A 17,176-nucleotide genomic window follows, 5' to 3' on the forward strand; every position below is an offset into this window, starting at 1 on the left:
CTATATAGCAAAGTGGACACGAATCTGAACTTCATGGAACGCGAGAAGAAAATACTCGATTTTTGGAAGTCACACGACATTGCGCAGAAGGCGATCGACCAGCGCGAGGGCTGCGACACGTTTACGTTTTACGACGGACCGCCGACGGCAAACGGCAAGCCACATATTGGGCACGTGCTGACACGTGTCATCAAGGATATGCTGCCGCGCTATCAGTCGATGAAGGGGAAGCACGTTCTCCGCAAGGCGGGCTGGGACACGCACGGCCTGCCCGTCGAGCTTGAGGTCGAAAAGGCCGTTGGCATCAACGGAAAGGATCAGATTGAGACGTACGGCATCGAACCGTTCATCAAGAAGTGCCGCGAATCCGTTTGGAAGTATAAGAGCATGTGGGAGGAATTCTCCGACGTCGTCGGCTTTTGGGCGGATATGGAGCACCCGTACATCACCTACGAGAATGATTACATCGAGTCCGAGTGGTGGGCACTCAAGGAAATTTGGAACAAGGGGCTGCTCTACAAGGGGTACAAAGTCGTTCCGTACTGTCCGCGCTGCGGCACGCCGCTCTCCTCGCATGAGGTCGCGCAGGGCTATAAAGACGTGACAGAGCGCTCCGCAATGGTACGCTTCAAGGCCAAGGACGAGGACGCGTATTTCCTCGCATGGACGACGACGCCGTGGACACTCCCCTCGAACCTTGCGCTCTGCGTGAACCCCGATGTCGACTACGTCAAGATTCGAGTCGAAGGAAAGACCTACTATCTCGCGGCAGCTCTCGTCGACACTGTCTTTGAAGGCGTCGATGGTGAGCGCGAAGTGCTTGGGACCATGAAGGGCAAGGCGCTCGAAGGACGTTCCTACGAGCCGCTTTACCCCTATGCCGCCGGTAAGATTCCCGCATCGAAGAAGGCTTTTGTCGTAACGTGCGACAACTATGTCACGACGGAAGATGGCACTGGCATCGTACACCTCGCACCGGCATTTGGCGAGGACGATAACCGCGTCTGCCAAAACTACGACATCGCATTCGTCAACTTTGTCAACAACAAGGGCGAGCTCACGGAAGACACGGATTGGCCGGGCGTCTTCGTCAAAGAGGCCGATCCGCTTATTCTTGCCGATCTGGAAAAGCAGGGCAAGCTCTTCAAGGCACCGGAGTTCACGCACAGCTATCCGCACTGCTGGCGCTGTGACACGCCACTCCTTTACTATGCGCGCGAGACGTGGTTCATCAAGATGACGGCGGTGCGCGATGAGCTCATCCAGAATAACAATACGGTCAACTGGATCCCTGAGAGTATCGGAAAGGGGCGTTTCGGCGACTGGATTGAACACGTGCAGGATTGGGGGCTTAGCCGCAACCGCTACTGGGGCACGCCACTCAATATATGGGAGTGTTCTTGCGGACATCAGCACGCGATCGGTTCGATTGAGGAGCTCAAGCAGAGGAGCGATAACTGCCCCGACAAGATCGAGCTGCACCGTCCGTACATCGATGCGGTCACGATCAAATGCCCGAAGTGTGGCGGTGAAATGCACCGCGTGCCCGAAGTCATCGACTGCTGGTTCGATTCGGGGGCGATGCCGTTCGCGCAGTGGCATTATCCGTTTGAAAACAAGGATATCTTCGAGCACCGCTTCCCGGCGGACTTCATTTCGGAAGCCGTCGATCAGACGCGCGGCTGGTTCTACTCGCTCATTGCGATTTCGACGCTGCTCTTCCATCAGGCACCGTACAGGAACGTCATCGTCCTCGGGCACGTGCAGGACAAGGACGGGCATAAGATGAGCAAGTCGAAGGGCAATGCCGTCGATCCGATGGAGGCGCTTGCGAAGCACGGTGCGGATGCAATCCGCTGGTACTTTTACGAAAACAGTGCGCCGTGGCTGCCGAACCGCTTCCATGACGATGCCGTGCAGGAAGGGCAGCGCAAGTTCATGGGGACGCTTTGGAACACGTACGCGTTCTTCGTCCTCTACGCAAATATCGATGGTTTCGACGCGACGAAGCATATGCTCGACTACGGGAAGCTCTCCATCATGGATAAATGGTGTCTCTCGCGCATGAGCACGATGGTTAAGGAAGTCGACAGCGATCTCAGTCATTATCGCGTGACAGAGGCGGCGAAGGCGATACAGCAGTTCGTCGGCGAACTCTCGAACTGGTATGTCCGCCGCAGCCGCAGCCGCTTCTGGGCGAAGGGCATGGAGCAGGACAAGATAAATGCCTATATGACGCTCTACACGTCGCTCGTGACAACGGCCAAGACGGCTGCGCCGATGATCCCGTTCCTCACGGAATCCATCTACCGCAATCTCGTTTGCAGCATTGACAAGACGGCGCCGGAGTCCGTTCACCTCACCGACTTCCCCACGGCTAACGAATCGTATATTGACAAGGATCTTGAAGCGAATATGGGTGAAGTCGAATCGATCGTCGTGCTCGGCCGCGCGGCGCGCAACGAGGCGAACATCAAAAATCGCCAGCCAATCGGCAATATGTACGTCAAGGCGCCTGCAAAGCTTTCGGCGTTCTACCGTAAGATCATCGAGGAAGAACTGAATGTCAAGCAGGTCACGTTCAAAGACGACATGGAGGAATATCTTTCCTACAGCTTCAAGCCGCAGTTCCGTGTGCTCGGACCGAAGGCCGGCAAGCAGATGGGCAAGATTCAAGCGGCACTCAAGAAAGTCAACGGACATGCGGCAAAGGCAGAGCTTGATCGGACGGGCAAGCTGCTATTGAAGCTTGACGAGGGAGAGATCGCCCTCTTTCCAGAGGACGTTGAAGTCACGATGTCGCAGACTGACGGCTATAACTGTCAGCGCTATGGCGATGTGACGGTCGCACTTGAGACGACGCTCTCAGAAGAGCTCCTCGAAGAGGGATTTGTGCGCGAGGTCATCAGCAAGATTCAGACGATGCGCAAGGAGAACGGCTACGAAGTCACCGACCATATTGCCGTCGGCATGGCAGGCAACGAAAAACTCGAAGCCATCGTCAAGAAGAACGAAGCATTCCTGAAGGCGATCACCCTTGCGACGAACGTCACCTACGGCACGCTCGCAGGGACGGAAAAGGAATGGAATATCAATGGGGAGACTGTCACGCTTTCGGTCAAGTAGGGCACGGTTTTTAATGTTTTGCAAAATCGTCGGAAAAGGAAGGAATTTTTCTTGCGAATCGCGAAATAATGAACGAGCGGAATGAAGACGTCCTGTCAGGTAATCGATGTTAGGAGGGATTATCATGGGTAAAATCAATAAAATTCTCGTGCCGGTCGACGGTTCGGTCAATGGCTGCAAGGCTGTAGATGAAGCGATTTTCTTTGCGGAGAAGTGCAAGGCGGAAATCGATTTTGTCTATGTATCGAGTAACATCAACAAGGACATTCCGAGCCACATTGTCTTCGATCGTATCTGGGAAAAGGTTCCTGAGACGATAAAGGCGGAGAAACACGTCGAGACAGGCAATATTCCGAAGGCGATTCTCGCTGTTGCAGAGTCCCAGAAGAGCGACATCATCATCATGGGAAGCCGCGGCCTTGGTCTGTTCAAAGGTGCGCTCATCGGCAGCGTCAGCCAAAAGGTCGTCGAGGAGTCGAAGATTCCCGTCATGGTCGTCAAGTAAGTGGAAGTACAAATGCACATAAAGATGCCCCCCGTTCACATCCGCGTTGGCCGAGTGAACGGGGGCTTTTTGTTAGCGGCTTATTCTGCTTCAAAGAGTGGAAGAGGCGAGAGGAAGATGATATCGTCGCGTTTTGCGGCCGTTCCTTCTGCGAGTACGCATGCTTCGCCGCATACGATCCCTCCCGCCTTTTCCGTGAGTTCGGCAAGTGCCTTCATAGAGCCCCCCGTGCTGATGACATCGTCCAAGAGAAGCACTTTCCTGCCTTTTAGGCGATCAATGTCGACGCCGTCGAGACAGAGCTTCTGCGAGCCTTTCGTCGTAATGGAGACGTCTTCTACCCAGATTGCATCTTCCATGTACGCCTTGACGGACTTGCGCGCGACAATGTAGCGCTTCATGCCGAGCGCCCGTGCGAGATCGGCTGCGAGGGGGATGCCCTTCGTCTCTGCCGTGAGCACGACTTCCGTGTCGGCTGGGACTTTCTTTGCGAGCGCTTTTGCGCAGGCCGTCGTGAGCTCGACATCGCCGAGCATGATGAATCCAGCGATCGCCAGTTTGTCGGTTACATTCAGGATCGGAAGCTGGCGCGTGACACCTGCGACTTGAAGTTCGTAGAATCGGTCTGCCATATTTTATCACTCCATTCTCGCGCGAATGTGCCGGATGTGGTACACTCACTGTATACGATTTTGCGCTTAGATGCAAGGGCTAGAGGAGAAACGACGATGGATTCGCATGAGATTACGCATGTACTGCTTCATGCCTTGACGGAAGAATGTGTTGCAAAGCGGATTGATGGAGCCCGCTCGCAGCAGGAAGTCTATACGATTCTGAAAGAACTTCCGTACTTTTCCATTACCATGGAAGAGTTTCAGCGCGGAATCGAGGAACTGAAAGAGAAGCGGGGCAGTTAAATTCCTTGCTTTGCGAATACGAGATCGAGCGCATTCAGTACATCGTTGATATTTTTCTCCGTGATGACGAGCGGCGGTTGAAATGCCATAACATTTCGCGCGACCCCATTCTTTCCGATGATGAATCCGCGGTCTTTGAGCGCTTCGAGCACGGCGTCGAGTTTGTCCGGCGCAGGGCTTCCGTCTGGATAAACGAACTCGGCGCCAGTCATGAGGCCGAGTCCGCGCACATCTCCGATGATGGGGTGCTTTTCCTGCAAATTGCGAAGACCTGTGCGGAGCTGCCTGCCGCGCGCTTCAGCATATTCGGCGAGATGATGCTCCGCAATGTAGTCGAGCACCGCGATGCCTGCCGTGCTTGAGACGGGGTTGCCGCCGAGCGTCGAGGCTCCGGGCATCGTGTAATGGTCGGCGACCTTTGCACTCGCAATAAAGGCAGAGATCGGCGCACCGTTGCCGAGTGCTTTCGCGACGCAGAGAATGTCGGGCACGACGCCGTAGTGTTCGATGGCGAACATCTTGCCCGTACGGGCAAAGCCCGTCTGCACCTCGTCGGCAACAAAGAGGGTTCCGTGTGCTGCGAGGATCTCCTTGACACGCTTGAAGTAACCTTCTGGCGGCACGACGATGCCGGCATTGCCTTGGATCATCTCGGCGATAAAGGCACCGGGACGCCCTGAAGTCGAAACCTTGATGACATCCTCGATGGCGTTAGCACAGGCGAGGTCGCAAGTGCCTGGCTTTTTCCCCATCGGACAGCGGTAGCAGTAAGGGTTCGGCGCGAAGTGGATGCCGCCGACGGGGTTTGGGTCGGTGCGCCACATGGCGATGCCCGTGATGCTCATGCCAAGCTTTGTCCTGCCGTGAAGACCGTTGCGCAGTGAGATGATCTCCCCATTCCCCGTGCAGATGGAAGCGAGGAGCAGGGCACCCTCCGTCGCCTCCGAGCCCGTCGAGCAGAAGAATGTTTTCTGCAGGTTGCCGGGCGTGACGGCGGCGAGCTTTTCTGCGAGATTGACGAAGTTCTCGGTCAAGTAGATGTTGCAGACGTGTTGGAGCGTGCCGACCTGCGCCTGAACCTTTTTCGTGATTTCGGGATTGCAGTGACCGCAGTTCATGACGGATACGCCCGCGAAGCAGTCGAGGTATTTCCTGCCTTCACTGTCGAAAAGGTACTGCATCGAGCCGCGGACAATCTGGCGCGGCTCTTTGTAGAAATGCTCGAGACAAGGCATGATGTACTTCTTTTTCTTTTCGAGAATGGCTTTGGCTCCGATGTAATGCTTTTCTTCCATATTCATTCGCAAGTGAAACCTTTCTTTTGATGGGATCCTAGGGAAGCCTAGATGGAATTTTTGCTTTGGCGGAAACGATACGTTCCGATGCCCCATGCGCGGGGACTTTTTCTCTGCACGGCGGCAAGCATTTTCCTGTCCTGCTCGGCATCGTCCCTGCTCAGGCGATCAAGACGGTCACGGTAGAGTGCCGTGACGGCAAAGACGAGCGCAGGCTCATAGTCCTGCGCCTCGATGCGGTATGATGCGAAGCCGTTGAACTTGTCGAGGTAGGGGTAGAGACAAAGATCTTTCGCGAAGTAGATGTGGTTGCGCCCGTACTGGTCGATGCGGATGGAGTGGATCTCGTCCGCCTCGTCACGGAGTGCATAGCGTCGGTCGAGCACTTCTGGATTGTCGAGTTCATTGAAGCTGGGCAGGCTCATGCCGGGGATATCGTGGTCGCAGATCATGGACTCGTAAGAGCCGTGGACGACGACCTCAAGCGGCATATCTGTGCTTTCGACGATTTCACGAAGCTGCTCGAAGGAGAGTTCGTACGACGTGCAGGCCATCGAGAGACCATTTTCGTGCAGGAACTTTGCCGCGAGGTGATTGAAGATGTTAAAGGATGTATCCGCCTGGATGGGAAGCCCCGCGATGTCCATCGCGAGCTTCAGCGAACCGAGGTTGCTGACGAGGAGCCCATCGGGTTTCATCGCCTTGAGCGCCGTGAAGAACTGTTCGAGCTCGCCGCATTCGCGGCGCATCGTTGTGCGCGGCGTGTTGATGATGACCTTTGCCTTGCCTTTTGCGAAGGCGAGCATGTCCTCGTAGTCGCGAAGTGTCCACGGGCGCAGCGGGCGGAATGCCTCACCGCCGACGTAGACGGCATCTGCACCCGCTTCGATGGCAGCTCGTGCAGCATTCGGCGTTGCAACACGGACACTCAGGCGGCGGTGTGGCGCGGTATCCGCGTCGATGCCGCGCTCCTGCTTTAGAATGTCGTCTTGGAATCCCGCCTCTTTGACGGCCTTGCTGAAGAAGCGCGGTTCGCGCTCTCCCGTGAAACCGATGTCTTTCTTGTCTGTCGCGCCGAAGGCAAAGGTCGTGGTAAAGTCACGCGCGCGGTTCTCGTAGAGGCTCCTCCAGCCTGCTTCGTCCGTCGCGTAGCCGTTTGGGTCGGCAATGTAGGCGTCGATCGCCTTTCGGTAGGTCGAGACGATGCGGCGGATAAAAGGAGCAGGGCGCATGCGGCCCTCGATTTTGAATGAGAAGACGCCCGCTTGGATGAGCTGTGGGATCGCGCGGTACATGCACATATCCTTGAGCGCCATCTTGTACGGACCGAGACTGCTTTCGTCAAGCACGTCGCCCGTCGTTTCGTCAATGAGACGGTACGCCCAGCGGCACGGTTTCAGACAGCGGCCGCGGTTGCCGCTCTGCCCGAAGAGAACGCCTGAGTGGAGGCATTGCCCGCTCTCGGAGAAACACATGTCTCCGTGCATGAAATACTCGACCTCGATGCCCGTGCGCTCGCGAAAGAGACTGAGTTCGGAGAGCGTCATCTCGCGGCCAACAACGATACGCGTGATGCCATACTTCTTGAGCATTTTGATCGCATGCTCGTTGTGCGTATTCATCATGACCGAGGTGTGAATGGGAATCGAAAGCCCCATTTCGTGAACGAGCTCAAGAACGGCAAAATCCTGTACGAGAAGAGCGTCAGGATGAATTTCATTCAAGTAGGAAAGATAGCTGCGCAGAGCGGGAATCTCTTCGTTGCTGATGAGGTTGTTGAGCGTGATGTAAAGGCGCACATCGTGCGCATGGGCGAATCCAACGGCTTTTTTCAGCATGGCATCGTCAAAATTGAAATCGCCTTCGTGCATGCGCATGTTGAAGTGCTTGCCGCCGAGATAGACGGCATCTGCGCCGGCCTCGATACCGGCGGCGAGTGCGTCCCAAGTACCGGCAGGTGCGAGCAGTTCAACGGATTTACGTGTCAGTAGCATAGATTACTCCTTTTAAGACTTTCATTTATCCGCAATTCCAAAAGAAAACGATACGAAAGCCGTATCGTATACATACTCTATCAATAAAAATGGTTCTGCATGCAAGACATCCTTTGACGTATGGAGGCGCCGGTGCTTAATCCTGATTGAGGAGCTTGCCGCGCAGTTCTCCCATGAGCAAGCGTGCGGCTGGAGAGAAGGCTTGATACTTCTTCCAAATCAGGACAAGTTCGCTTTGCAGCAGGGGGAAGAGCGGACGGAAAACGAGATCCGTTCCATCTGTATAGATGAGGCGGTCGAGCGTGATCGCGACACCTGCGCCTTCTGAGACGAGAAGAGAGGCGCTGAATATGAGGTTGTGCCGCGCGAAGATGTCGTAGTTCGAAAAGACGTCCTCGCCTGCCCATTCTTTAAGGCGGCGCGCATTTGCCTTGCGTTCGGGGATGATCAGAGGGATGCCGGCAAGGTCTTTGGCTTCGATGGCAGGCTCATTTGCAAGCGGATGATCGCGGCGCATGAGGATGCCCCATGTGTCGCGAATGGGAAGTGGAAGTGTATCGTAGCGTTCTGTGTCGGCCGGTCCAATGAGAAGCCCGAAGTCGAGGAGACCGTTTTCAAGCCGTGCCTCCACGTCATCTGCATTGCCGCTGAAAAGATGGTAATGCACCTGCGGATAGCCTGCACGAAGACGCTTGATTGCCTGTGCGATGAGGCGCATGGCATCGGACTCGCCGCCGCCGATGAAGACGTCGCCGTGAATCGTTTCGGATGTCCCCTTGATGGAATGTTCGAGCTTGTCCGCGAGCGTGACGATTTCCTGCGCATGCTTTTGGAAGTAAATGCCGTCCTCGGTGAGTCGGAGCTTTCGTCGACCGCGTATCAGCAACTTTTTTCCGAGTTCGTCTTCGAGCACGGTGAGCTGACGCGATAATGTCGGCTGCGTGATACGGAGCACACGTGCTGCTGCCGTAATATTTCCCTCCTCTGTCGTAGCAAGGAAATAGCGCAAAAGCCGAAGTTCCATAAATGTCCCTCCTTTTTAACCGCTTTATTATACCATAAAATTATGTATTTTGTGCATATATCCTGCTCGTCGGGATGCTCATATCGGTGCTCATCGTGGGGATCCCGATCTCAAACGAAGTGTTTAAGCCGTTCTTCTCCATCGAGATGCGGCAGGATATCATGCTTCACGAATGCCATCGTTCCCTGCCGTTTTGCCTATTGCTCCTGCTCGGCGTGCATATGGGAATGCATGAATCGGCCCCGCATGTTCGCTATGATAAAATTGTTTCTCTTGGATGGATTGATGCCAGGGGGCGTCTGCTGAGCAAAACGATGCCTAAATCGTAATCGAAAATCAGGTGATATGTAATTGGGAGGGATGTTTATGAAACGCGCGATTCTCGTTCTTCTCTCGATCCTCATGATTGCGTTGGCAGGCTGTGGGGGGGGACAAACACAGCAGGAGCGGCAAGAAAAGACACAGACGACAAGCAGTCAAAATGCAGCAGCACCTGTTAGGACAGACAGGACGATCATCGTGTACTTCTCTGCCACGGGACATACGAAGCGGCTTGTCGAGACCACGGCAAGAGCGCTTGGCGCAGAACTGCAAGAGATTCAGCCGAAGAAACCGTATCGCGAGATCGGTATGATGAAGTGAACCTTCATACTGCCATACTGCGTTTAGGCAAGCGGAAAAAAACTCCGTTGAGGGTGCTTCCCCAACGGAGTCTTGCATTTTCATGGTGGAGATGAGGAGAATCGAACTCCTGTCCGAAATACATCCACATCACAAAGCGTTATCGCAATAGCCTGAGCATGCAGGCATCATAAGGGCGAAACCCTGGGATTCAGAGTTCTCCACCACTGGCTTTTCTAAAAAGCCAGAAAACATCCGTACTTATTTGAAACCTCCGTGCCCGCTAACGGCTCGCGCTTTCAGAGGGGCTGTTGAGCTAGGCTCAAGCAGCGTATGCGTATTCAGCTTCGTCAGTTGAATTTTGCGTGGTCAAGCTTTAGGCATTCATAACCATTGGCCTGCGAACTTCGTGGCTTCCATACCCCGTCGAAACCATTGCATCCCCGACAAACTGGTGCGGATGAAGGGGGTCGAACCCATACGCCTTGCGGCACTGGATCCTAAGTCCAGCGCGTCTGCCAATTCCGCCACATCCGCATTTTCCATAGTCTAGCATAGGCGGGATATGACGTCAATGCCGGACTGTGAAATTTAATCTTTCATAAACTTTTCCCAAATGCGCCGCTTCTTCGGCTGCGCATAGGGCAGCCGCATTTTTTATGCTATAATTATCATGCATTATAGCATAAGAATTCGGATTGCGAGGAGGTACGCGATGACGGACGCAGTAGAGGAGAAGCTGAAGCTTTTGCCGGAAAGCCCCGGCGTATACATCATGAAGGACGATCATGGGCGCATTATTTATGTCGGCAAGGCGATTGTCCTCAAAAATCGCGTGCGGCAGTATTTTCAGTCGAGCCGCAACCATACGCCGAAGGTTCGCGCGATGGTCTCACACGTTGCCGACTTTGAGACGATCATGACGCACTCGGAAGTCGAAGCGTTGATTTTGGAATGCAATCTCATCAAAAAGCATCGCCCGCGCTACAACATCAGCCTCAAGGATGACAAGAGCTATCCTTATGTCAAGGTCACGGTGCAGGAAGAGTACCCGCGCGTATTCATCACGCGCCGCGTGCTGAAGGATGGAGCGCAGTACTTCGGACCGTACACGGATGTGACAGCCGTCCATGAGAGCCTAAAGCTTCTGCGCCGTCTCTTCCCGCTGCGCACTTGTCGCCGGCTTCAAGAGCGCCCTTGCTTGGAGTATCACATCAAGCGGTGCCTTGCGCCGTGCGTGGGAAAGGTTCCGAAAGAAGATTACGCGGCGATGGTGCATGCAGTGCTCCTGTTTTTGGAAGGACGCACGGAGGATGTGGAGCGCGAACTTCAGTCGCGCATGAAACAGGCGGCAGAGACCTTTCATTTCGAGGTCGCGGCGCGCCTGCGCGATCAGCTTCTCGCCGTGCGCAAGGTCGCTGAGAAGCAGACCATCATCACGGGCGTGGGCGATCAGGACGCCGTCGGCATGGCGCGCTCGGAGGCTGGCGTCTGCGTGCAGGTATTCTTCATCCGTGCGGGCAAGATGATCGGCAGGGAGCATTTTCTCTTGCAGGGAAGCGAGGAGGAGAGCGACGAGGCGATCCTGCTCGCCTTCCTGCAACAGTATTACCATCGCGCCGCTTTCGTACCGCGCGAAGTATTGCTTCCGCTTGAGCTTGCGGCAGAGGAAAAGAGCCTTTTGGAAGCGTTCCTTTCGGAAAAGAAATGCAACGCAAAGGTACAGGTGCACTGCCCGCAGCGCGGCACGAAACACGACATCGTCAAGATGGCGGAGGGCAACGCGGAAAAGTACCTCGTAGACGAAGTGATGCGTGTCAAGCAGGCGATGCAGAGGACGCGGGGAGCGGTCGAGGAGCTTGGCCGATACTTGGGGCTAAAGCATCCTCCGTACCGCATGGAGTGCTTCGATATCTCGCATTTTCAAGGTGCGGAGACGGTCGCCTCGATGGTCGTGTTCGAGGATGGCATCGCAAAGAAGTCGGATTATCGCCGCTTCAAGATAAAGAGTACGGAAGGCAAGTCGGATGACTTCCTTTCGATGCGGGAGGTCACGCGGCGTCGCTACGTCGGACTTGCAGAGGATGAGCTTCCCGATCTCATCGTCATCGACGGCGGCAAGGGGCAGCTTTCTTCGGCACTTGAGATCATCCGCGGCGAAGGCGGACATGCGGACGTGCCCGTCGTCGGTCTTGCGAAACAGTTCGAACTCGTCTTTACGGAAGGCAATTCCGAGCCTGTCGTGCTGCCGCGCCGCAGCGCCTCCCTCTATCTCATCCAGCGCATTCGCGACGAGGCGCACCGCTTTGCGATTACGTATCATCGCAAACTGCGCGGCAAACGAAATCTCGTTTCAGTACTCGATCACGTTGTTGGCATCGGCCCCAAACGGCGTGCGGCGCTCCATGCGCACTTTGGCACGATCGCGAAGATCAAGAAGGCGTGCGTCGAGGAACTTGCCGCCGCACCGGGGATGAACCGCCCTGCGGCAGAAGCCGTACATAATTTTTTTCATGCGATGGAAGGGCGTGTAGCAGGAGAATTGGAGACAGAAGCGAATATAGATAAAAAAGAATGATTCTTGTGTATTCTGTTTTCATTAGGAGGCATTTGACATGAAGGTATGGGTTTGCACGGTTTGCGGCTGGATCTACGATGAGGCAAAGGGCGATGCGGAGTACGGGCTGAAAGCCGGCGTTGCATTCGCTGATCTACCGGATGATTTTGTTTGCCCGCTCTGCGGTGTAGGCAAGGATATGTTCGAGGAACAGTCCTGACGAAAGCAATGGAACTAAGATGAAGTGTCAGCGAGCGGCTGAGGGGGCGAGGCTTCCCGGCAGCTCGCTGTTATTTTTCGATATTGCTTGCGAAAAGTCAAAAAGTCTAATATAATAAAAGCGTTAATAGTCAAATTGTCAATCGGATGAAGGTGATTTTCTTGAGCAATATCGCAGATTTGATTGAAGCCTATATTTTGAGACGACTCGCGACGCAGCAGGACGGCAAGGTCGAACTGCGGCGCACCGATATCGCCGATGAGATTTCCTGTGCGCCGTCCCAGATCAGCTACGTGCTTTCGACGCGGTTCACGCAGGACAAGGGCTTTGTCGTCGAGTCGCGCCGCGGTCTTGGCGGCTACATTCGCATCGTGCAGATCCCGATCAATAATCTCGTCTATCAGGATATGATCGAAAAGATTGATGCGCAGACGGATCAGGGGACGGTGCGCTCCATGGTGCATTGCCTTTTGCAGCATGAAATGGTTTCGAGCCGCGAAGCGGCGCTCCTGATGCAGGTTGTCACGGCGGCGTATCGTTCTGGGATGCGCGCAGAGGAACGTGTCCACCTGCTGAAGTCCCTGCTGCTGACATTGGAAAAATTCTCCTAGCATGGCAGGGGATATTGTGATTGGGAAAGAAGGCAATGCATCGTATGTTGTGTGATGATTGCGGCCGCAATAAGGCGGTCGTCCATATTGTACAGGCAGGCGCGGGTGGACGCGTCGAAAAGAATCTCTGTGAGGAGTGCGCGGCGAAGTACGGCGACCTTCTCATGCCCTTCGGCGGGCGCGATGTCTCAGTCAACGATTTTTTGAAGGGGGTATTCGGCGCACGCGAGGAGCGCGAGGATCGGGGCAGCCGCGCGGAGCAGACAGAACTCGTTTGCCCGAATTGCGGCATGAGCTACGCGGATTTCCTACAGACAGGGAAAATCGGCTGCAGCGTATGCTATGAGACGTTCCGTCATCAGCTCGACCCGCTTTTGCGACGCATCCACGGTTCGAGCGCCCATTCAGGCAAGATCCCGCACCGCACGGGCGGCGCGCTGGAGTTAAAACAAAGAGCGGCGCGTCTGCGCGAGCAGCTTCGCGAGAGCGTGATGCGCGAGGAATACGAAAAAGCGGCAGAGTACCGCGATGCGATTCGCCGTATCGAAAAGGAACTCGCGGCAAAAGAAGGGGGCGCAGCGCATGGAGATGCATGACCTTTTGAAGAGCGGCCGCCTTGCGTGGCAGTCGGGCAAGGGCAAGGACAACGATGTCGTCCTTGTGAGCTGCGTGCGTCTCGCGCGCAATTTCCGTGCAATTCCATTTCCGAATCGCGCGAATAACCGTCAGCTGGCGGCCTCTCGCCACGCGTTTGAGGCGATCCTGCCCGTCTTGTCCGAGGGAATCGGTCAAGCGTTCACGGCGGCAGACATGGAGCAGATGACGCCCGTGCAGCGCGGCGTCCTGTTGGAAAAGCAGTTCATCAGCCGCAATTTCATTCGCAGTCCGCAGCACCGCGTCGTCTTTCTCTCGGAGAATCTCGGTACGAGCATCCTCGTCAATGAGGAGGATCATCTGCGTATCCAGTGCATGGCGGCAGGGTTCGACCTTCGGACGCCGAATCAGACGGCTTCGCGCCTCGACGATCTCATCGAGTCCAAGCTCGACATCGCATTTGATGAGCGCATGGGCTACCTGACGTCCTGCCCGACGAATCTTGGTACGGGGCTTCGCGCTTCGGTGCTCCTGCATCTGCCGGGACTCGTCTTTACGAAAAATATCCAAAACATCGCAAACGTTTCGCCGCAGCTCGGTCTTGCGATTCGGAGCGTCTACGGCGACGAGAAGGAGAGCGTAGGAAATCTCTTTCTTATTTCCAATCAGCTCACGCTCGGTTTTTCCGAGGAGGAACTGCTCGCGAACGTCGAGTCCGCCGTGCAGGAGATCGTCTCACACGAGCGGCAGGCGCGAAAGGCGCTCGCACTTTACTTAAAGGAACAGCTTGATGACGAGGTGTGGCGCGCTTACGGGCTCTTGCGCTACGCGCGCCTCCTGCCGAAGAAAGAGACGCTCGAGCTTCTCTCGAAGGTCCGTCTCGGCATCGACCTCAAACTCATCCACGAGGTGGATGCGTCGTGCTTCTCCGAGATCTTGGTGCGGAGCGGCGTTTCGTATCTGCAGAATCTCGCGGAGAATGAAAATCTCTCAAAGAATGAAATCGACAGGCTTCGGGCAGAGCAGGCGAGGAGCATCCTTCTCTCTTGTTCCCGTCCACAGGAGAATCTCACATGAACAATCGCAATCAGTTTTCGGGAAACACGCTCGTGGCATTGAAGCACGCGGCGCACATGGCAAAGGAACTCGGGCAGGACTATATCGGGACGGAGCACCTCCTGCTAGGCATCCTATACGCGGCAGACAGCCTTGCCGCGTCCATTCTGCAAGGGCACGGCATCGGCTATGCACGCGTCCTGCGCATGGTGCAGGATATGGTGCGGAGCGCGCCGTCGAATCCTTCCGACGACCCACGCTATACGCCACGCGCCCGCCGCATCCTTGCGAACGCGCTGGAGCTTGCTGACGACGTCAATGCGCGCTGCGCGCGTTCGGAGCACATTCTTCTGATGCTCCTCGACGAAAAGGGCGGAGCAGCGATCGAAATACTCGAACACCTCGGCATCAATCCCGCTGCATTCCAGGATGAAGTGCTCGACTACATCGAAGATCCGTACATGGGCGGCAGAGGGGAGGAACGCGTGCGCGAAACGGGCAAGCCGCCTGTACGTGCGTCGAAGAAGGGATCGGTGCTTGCGCAGTTTGGACGCGACCTTACAGCGGTGGCAAAGGATGGAAAGATCGATCCCGTCATCGGCCGCGATACAGAAATCGAGCGCGTCGTTCAGATCCTCGCGCGGCGAACGAAGAACAACCCCATCCTGCTCGGTGAGCCTGGTGTCGGCAAGACGGCGATTGCCGAGGGGCTTGCGCAGCGCATCGCCGACGAAACCGTTCCGTATATGCTGCAGGGGAAGCGCGTCATTTCGGTCTCGATGGCATCGCTCGTCGCGGGCACGAAGTATCGCGGCGAGTTCGAGGAACGCATGAAGTGGCTTGTCGAGGAGCTCATTGAGGCGAAAGATGCGATTCTCTTCATCGACGAGATGCACACGCTCATCGGCGCAGGCTCGGGCGAGGGCTCGCTTGATGCGGCGAATATCTTAAAGCCTGCCCTTTCGCGCGGCGAGATTCAAGTCATCGGCGCGACGACGCTCGACGAGTATAAGAAGCGCTTTGAACGCGATGCGGCACTCGCACGCCGCTTCCAGACCGTGATCGTCGAAGAACCGACGCCGCAGGAAGCACGCGAGATCCTGCTTGGACTGCGCGAGGCGTACGAAACGTTCCATCACGCTAGGATTACGGACGAGGCGATCGAGGAAGCAGTGAAGCTGTCTGCACGCTATATCACGGATCGATTCCTGCCCGACAAGGCAATCGACGTCATGGACGAGGCGGCGGCGAAGGCACGCGTGAAAAAATCCGTTCCGCTCGACGTGCAGAAGGAGTGCCGTGCGCGCATAGAGACCATTGAAAAAGACAAGGAGACCGCAGTCGAAGCGCAGGACTACGAGCGGGCGGCGAGCCTGCGCGACCAGGAACAGGCGCTGCGGGATGCGCTCGACAAGGAGCGTGGGAAAGGCGTGCAGGAAGGTGCTCCCGTCTTTGTGCACGCATCGGATATTGCGGACGTCGTCTCGCTTTGGACGGGTATCCCCGTACGCAAGATCGCGGCGAAGGAGTCGGAGCGGCTGCTCCGCATCGAGCGCGTCCTCACGCGGCGCGTCGTTGGGCAGGATGCAGCAATTCGCGCCGTCGCAAAGGCGGTGCGCCGCGCCCGTGCGGGGCTAAAGGATCCGAAACGTCCGATTGGCTCATTCCTATTCTTGGGTCCGACGGGGGTTGGAAAGACGGAGCTTGCAAAGGCTTTGGCCGAAGCACTCTTCGGAATGGAGGATGCCATTCTTCGCTTCGATATGTCCGAGTACATGGAAAAACACACGGTCTCGCGTCTCATCGGCGCGCCTCCAGGCTATGTCGGCTATGAGGAGGGTGGTCAGCTCACGGATGCTGTGCGCCGGAAGCCATACTCCATCATTCTGCTCGACGAGGTCGAAAAGGCGCATCCAGACGTATTCAACATGCTCCTGCAGGTGCTCGATGATGGGCGCCTCACAGACGGAAAAGGGCGCACGGTCGACTTTCGCAATACCGTCATCATCATGACGAGCAATGCAGGAGCAAACCATTTTCGAACCTCTTCCGGCACGATGGGATTTATGACGCATCAGGATGAGGCGGAGAAGCAGAAGATGGCGGAAACGCGCGTGCTCGAAGAAGTGCGCCGCATCTTTAAGCCGGAGTTCCTGAACCGCGTCGATGAGATGGTCGTATTCCATTCGCTGAGCGGCGAAGCGCTTGCCTCCATCGTCGACATCCTCCTGCGCGACCTCAGGTCACGCCTTGCGGAAAAGGGAATTGCGCTCGAAGTCAGCCCTGCGGCGAAGGCAAAGCTCATCGCGCTCGGAACAGATGTGAAGTACGGTGCGCGCCCCCTGCGCCGTGCCATTCAAAAGCACGTTGGGGATGTGCTTGCCGAGCGGCTGCTCGCACGCGAATTCAAGGAGGGCGACACGGTGCAGGTGCGCAAGATGGATGGAGAGCTCGTCTTTTTGAAGAAAGAAGATGCCGTATCGCGGGAGACTGTCGATGCGGCGCAATAAACTCGCGCCGAAAGCGCGCAGTGAGAGGTATCTCAACCTCGCGCTCAATCTTTTTTGGGCGATCGTTTGGCTCGGCAGATGGACGATGCGCCTCATGCGCCTTGGTGTGGATCGGATCTTGCGCGCGTGCGGAAAAGAGAGGTAGC

General features: G+C 56.0%; 16 protein-coding genes, 1 tRNA gene and 1 other RNA gene. 12 read left to right on the forward strand and 6 right to left on the reverse strand.

All coding sequences use genetic code 11. The features are described 5' to 3' along the window. Positions 1–33: 33 nt before the first annotated feature. Together ileS and HMPREF1985_RS03410 are read left to right on the forward strand one after the other, a co-directional pair. Positions 34–3,126 (forward strand): isoleucine--tRNA ligase, encoded by a 3,093-nt coding sequence (gene ileS / locus HMPREF1985_RS03405; RefSeq protein ID WP_051349059.1) that lies wholly within the window; start codon positions 34–36, stop codon positions 3,124–3,126. Positions 3,127–3,250: 124 nt separating this feature from the next. Further along, positions 3,251–3,631, forward strand: a complete 381-nt coding sequence (locus HMPREF1985_RS03410) for a universal stress protein (RefSeq protein WP_040636953.1) — start codon at positions 3,251–3,253, stop codon at positions 3,629–3,631. An 80-nt stretch (positions 3,632–3,711) separates the two neighbouring features. Here the strand turns inward: HMPREF1985_RS03410 and HMPREF1985_RS03415 are convergent, their stop codons facing one another. Continuing rightward, complete coding sequence (locus HMPREF1985_RS03415; RefSeq protein ID WP_021771067.1) at positions 3,712–4,263, reverse strand: phosphoribosyltransferase family protein; 552 nt, start codon at positions 4,261–4,263, stop codon at positions 3,712–3,714. A 96-nt stretch (positions 4,264–4,359) separates the two neighbouring features. On the opposite strand from HMPREF1985_RS03415, the gene HMPREF1985_RS03420 reads away from it, so the two are divergent. Continuing rightward, positions 4,360–4,548: a hypothetical protein gene (locus HMPREF1985_RS03420; protein WP_021771068.1), complete on the forward strand. Its 189-nt coding sequence runs from the start codon at positions 4,360–4,362 to the stop codon at positions 4,546–4,548. Here the strand turns inward: HMPREF1985_RS03420 and HMPREF1985_RS03425 are convergent. From HMPREF1985_RS03425 to HMPREF1985_RS03435, 3 genes are all read right to left on the reverse strand, one after another. Further along, the gene (locus HMPREF1985_RS03425; protein ID WP_021771069.1) at positions 4,545–5,849 is read right to left on the reverse strand and encodes an aspartate aminotransferase family protein; all 1,305 of its coding nucleotides are present in this window, start codon (positions 5,847–5,849) and stop codon (positions 4,545–4,547) included. The genes HMPREF1985_RS03420 and HMPREF1985_RS03425 overlap by 4 nt on opposite strands. 41 nt (positions 5,850–5,890) lie before the next feature. Next, positions 5,891–7,837, reverse strand: coding sequence for a peptidase U32 family protein (locus tag HMPREF1985_RS03430; protein ID WP_021771070.1), 1,947 nt, complete (start codon positions 7,835–7,837; stop codon positions 5,891–5,893). Between the two features lie 136 nt (positions 7,838–7,973). Further along, on the reverse strand, positions 7,974–8,861 hold the full coding sequence (locus tag HMPREF1985_RS03435; RefSeq protein WP_021771071.1) for a LysR family transcriptional regulator: 888 nt from the start codon (positions 8,859–8,861) through the stop codon (positions 7,974–7,976). A gap of 86 nt (positions 8,862–8,947) precedes the next feature. Here HMPREF1985_RS03435 and HMPREF1985_RS03440 point away from each other — a divergent pair, with 86 nt between their 5' ends. Both HMPREF1985_RS03440 and HMPREF1985_RS03445 read left to right on the forward strand, forming a co-directional pair. Beyond that, complete coding sequence (locus tag HMPREF1985_RS03440) at positions 8,948–9,190, forward strand: hypothetical protein (protein ID WP_155943514.1); 243 nt, start codon at positions 8,948–8,950, stop codon at positions 9,188–9,190. A gap of 37 nt (positions 9,191–9,227) precedes the next feature. Further along, entirely contained in the window at positions 9,228–9,503 is a 276-nt protein-coding gene (locus HMPREF1985_RS03445; protein ID WP_040636955.1) for a flavodoxin, read from the forward strand. A gap of 83 nt (positions 9,504–9,586) precedes the next feature. Here the strand turns inward: HMPREF1985_RS03445 and ssrA are convergent. Both ssrA and HMPREF1985_RS03450 read right to left on the reverse strand, forming a co-directional pair. Then, positions 9,587–9,927, reverse strand: a transfer-messenger RNA (tmRNA) gene (ssrA, locus tag HMPREF1985_RS10965). 7 nt (positions 9,928–9,934) lie between these two features. Further along, positions 9,935–10,019: transfer RNA gene (locus tag HMPREF1985_RS03450), tRNA-Leu, on the reverse strand. A 178-nt stretch (positions 10,020–10,197) separates the two neighbouring features. On the opposite strand from HMPREF1985_RS03450, the gene uvrC reads away from it, so the two are divergent. The 7 genes from uvrC (at position 10,198) to HMPREF1985_RS11280 (ending at position 17,175) form a co-directional block, all read left to right on the forward strand. After that, the gene (gene uvrC / locus HMPREF1985_RS03455; protein WP_040636957.1) at positions 10,198–12,060 is read left to right on the forward strand and encodes an excinuclease ABC subunit UvrC; all 1,863 of its coding nucleotides are present in this window, start codon (positions 10,198–10,200) and stop codon (positions 12,058–12,060) included. A 37-nt stretch (positions 12,061–12,097) separates the two neighbouring features. Beyond that, positions 12,098–12,259, forward strand: a complete 162-nt coding sequence (locus tag HMPREF1985_RS03460; protein WP_021771075.1) for a rubredoxin — start codon at positions 12,098–12,100, stop codon at positions 12,257–12,259. A 161-nt stretch (positions 12,260–12,420) separates the two neighbouring features. Next, positions 12,421–12,870 (forward strand): CtsR family transcriptional regulator, encoded by a 450-nt coding sequence (locus HMPREF1985_RS03465; RefSeq protein WP_040636959.1) that lies wholly within the window; start codon positions 12,421–12,423, stop codon positions 12,868–12,870. 44 nt (positions 12,871–12,914) lie between these two features. Next, the gene (locus HMPREF1985_RS03470; protein WP_021771077.1) at positions 12,915–13,466 is read left to right on the forward strand and encodes a UvrB/UvrC motif-containing protein; all 552 of its coding nucleotides are present in this window, start codon (positions 12,915–12,917) and stop codon (positions 13,464–13,466) included. Beyond that, positions 13,453–14,541, forward strand: a complete 1,089-nt coding sequence (locus HMPREF1985_RS03475; protein WP_021771078.1) for an ATP--guanido phosphotransferase — start codon at positions 13,453–13,455, stop codon at positions 14,539–14,541. Before HMPREF1985_RS03470 ends, HMPREF1985_RS03475 begins: the two co-directional genes overlap by 14 nt. Further along, positions 14,538–17,030, forward strand: a complete 2,493-nt coding sequence (locus tag HMPREF1985_RS03480) for an ATP-dependent Clp protease ATP-binding subunit (protein ID WP_021771079.1) — start codon at positions 14,538–14,540, stop codon at positions 17,028–17,030. Before HMPREF1985_RS03475 ends, HMPREF1985_RS03480 begins: the two co-directional genes overlap by 4 nt. Beyond that, the gene (locus HMPREF1985_RS11280; protein WP_021771080.1) at positions 17,017–17,175 is read left to right on the forward strand and encodes a hypothetical protein; all 159 of its coding nucleotides are present in this window, start codon (positions 17,017–17,019) and stop codon (positions 17,173–17,175) included. The genes HMPREF1985_RS03480 and HMPREF1985_RS11280 overlap by 14 nt, the downstream gene beginning before the upstream one ends. The last annotated feature ends 1 nt before the right edge of the window (position 17,176 follow it).

The sequence above is a fragment of the Mitsuokella sp. oral taxon 131 str. W9106 genome (genome assembly GCF_000469545.1).
Classification (GTDB): Bacteria; Bacillota; Negativicutes; order Selenomonadales; family Selenomonadaceae; genus AWVT01.

Coding starts and splice junctions, on each gene's coding strand:
- ileS (WP_051349059.1), top strand. CDS start 34: ATGGAACGCGAGAAGAAAATACTCGATTTTTGGAAGTCACACGACATT.
- HMPREF1985_RS03410 (WP_040636953.1), top strand. CDS start 3,251: ATGGGTAAAATCAATAAAATTCTCGTGCCGGTCGACGGTTCGGTCAAT.
- HMPREF1985_RS03415 (WP_021771067.1), bottom strand. CDS start 4,263: ATGGCAGACCGATTCTACGAACTTCAAGTCGCAGGTGTCACGCGCCAG.
- HMPREF1985_RS03420 (WP_021771068.1), top strand. CDS start 4,360: ATGGATTCGCATGAGATTACGCATGTACTGCTTCATGCCTTGACGGAA.
- HMPREF1985_RS03425 (WP_021771069.1), bottom strand. CDS start 5,849: ATGAATATGGAAGAAAAGCATTACATCGGAGCCAAAGCCATTCTCGAA.
- HMPREF1985_RS03430 (WP_021771070.1), bottom strand. CDS start 7,837: ATGCTACTGACACGTAAATCCGTTGAACTGCTCGCACCTGCCGGTACT.
- HMPREF1985_RS03435 (WP_021771071.1), bottom strand. CDS start 8,861: ATGGAACTTCGGCTTTTGCGCTATTTCCTTGCTACGACAGAGGAGGGA.
- HMPREF1985_RS03445 (WP_040636955.1), top strand. CDS start 9,228: ATGAAACGCGCGATTCTCGTTCTTCTCTCGATCCTCATGATTGCGTTG.
- uvrC (WP_040636957.1), top strand. CDS start 10,198: ATGACGGACGCAGTAGAGGAGAAGCTGAAGCTTTTGCCGGAAAGCCCC.
- HMPREF1985_RS03460 (WP_021771075.1), top strand. CDS start 12,098: ATGAAGGTATGGGTTTGCACGGTTTGCGGCTGGATCTACGATGAGGCA.
- HMPREF1985_RS03470 (WP_021771077.1), top strand. CDS start 12,915: ATGTTGTGTGATGATTGCGGCCGCAATAAGGCGGTCGTCCATATTGTA.
- HMPREF1985_RS03475 (WP_021771078.1), top strand. CDS start 13,453: ATGGAGATGCATGACCTTTTGAAGAGCGGCCGCCTTGCGTGGCAGTCG.
- HMPREF1985_RS03480 (WP_021771079.1), top strand. CDS start 14,538: ATGAACAATCGCAATCAGTTTTCGGGAAACACGCTCGTGGCATTGAAG.
- HMPREF1985_RS11280 (WP_021771080.1), top strand. CDS start 17,017: ATGCGGCGCAATAAACTCGCGCCGAAAGCGCGCAGTGAGAGGTATCTC.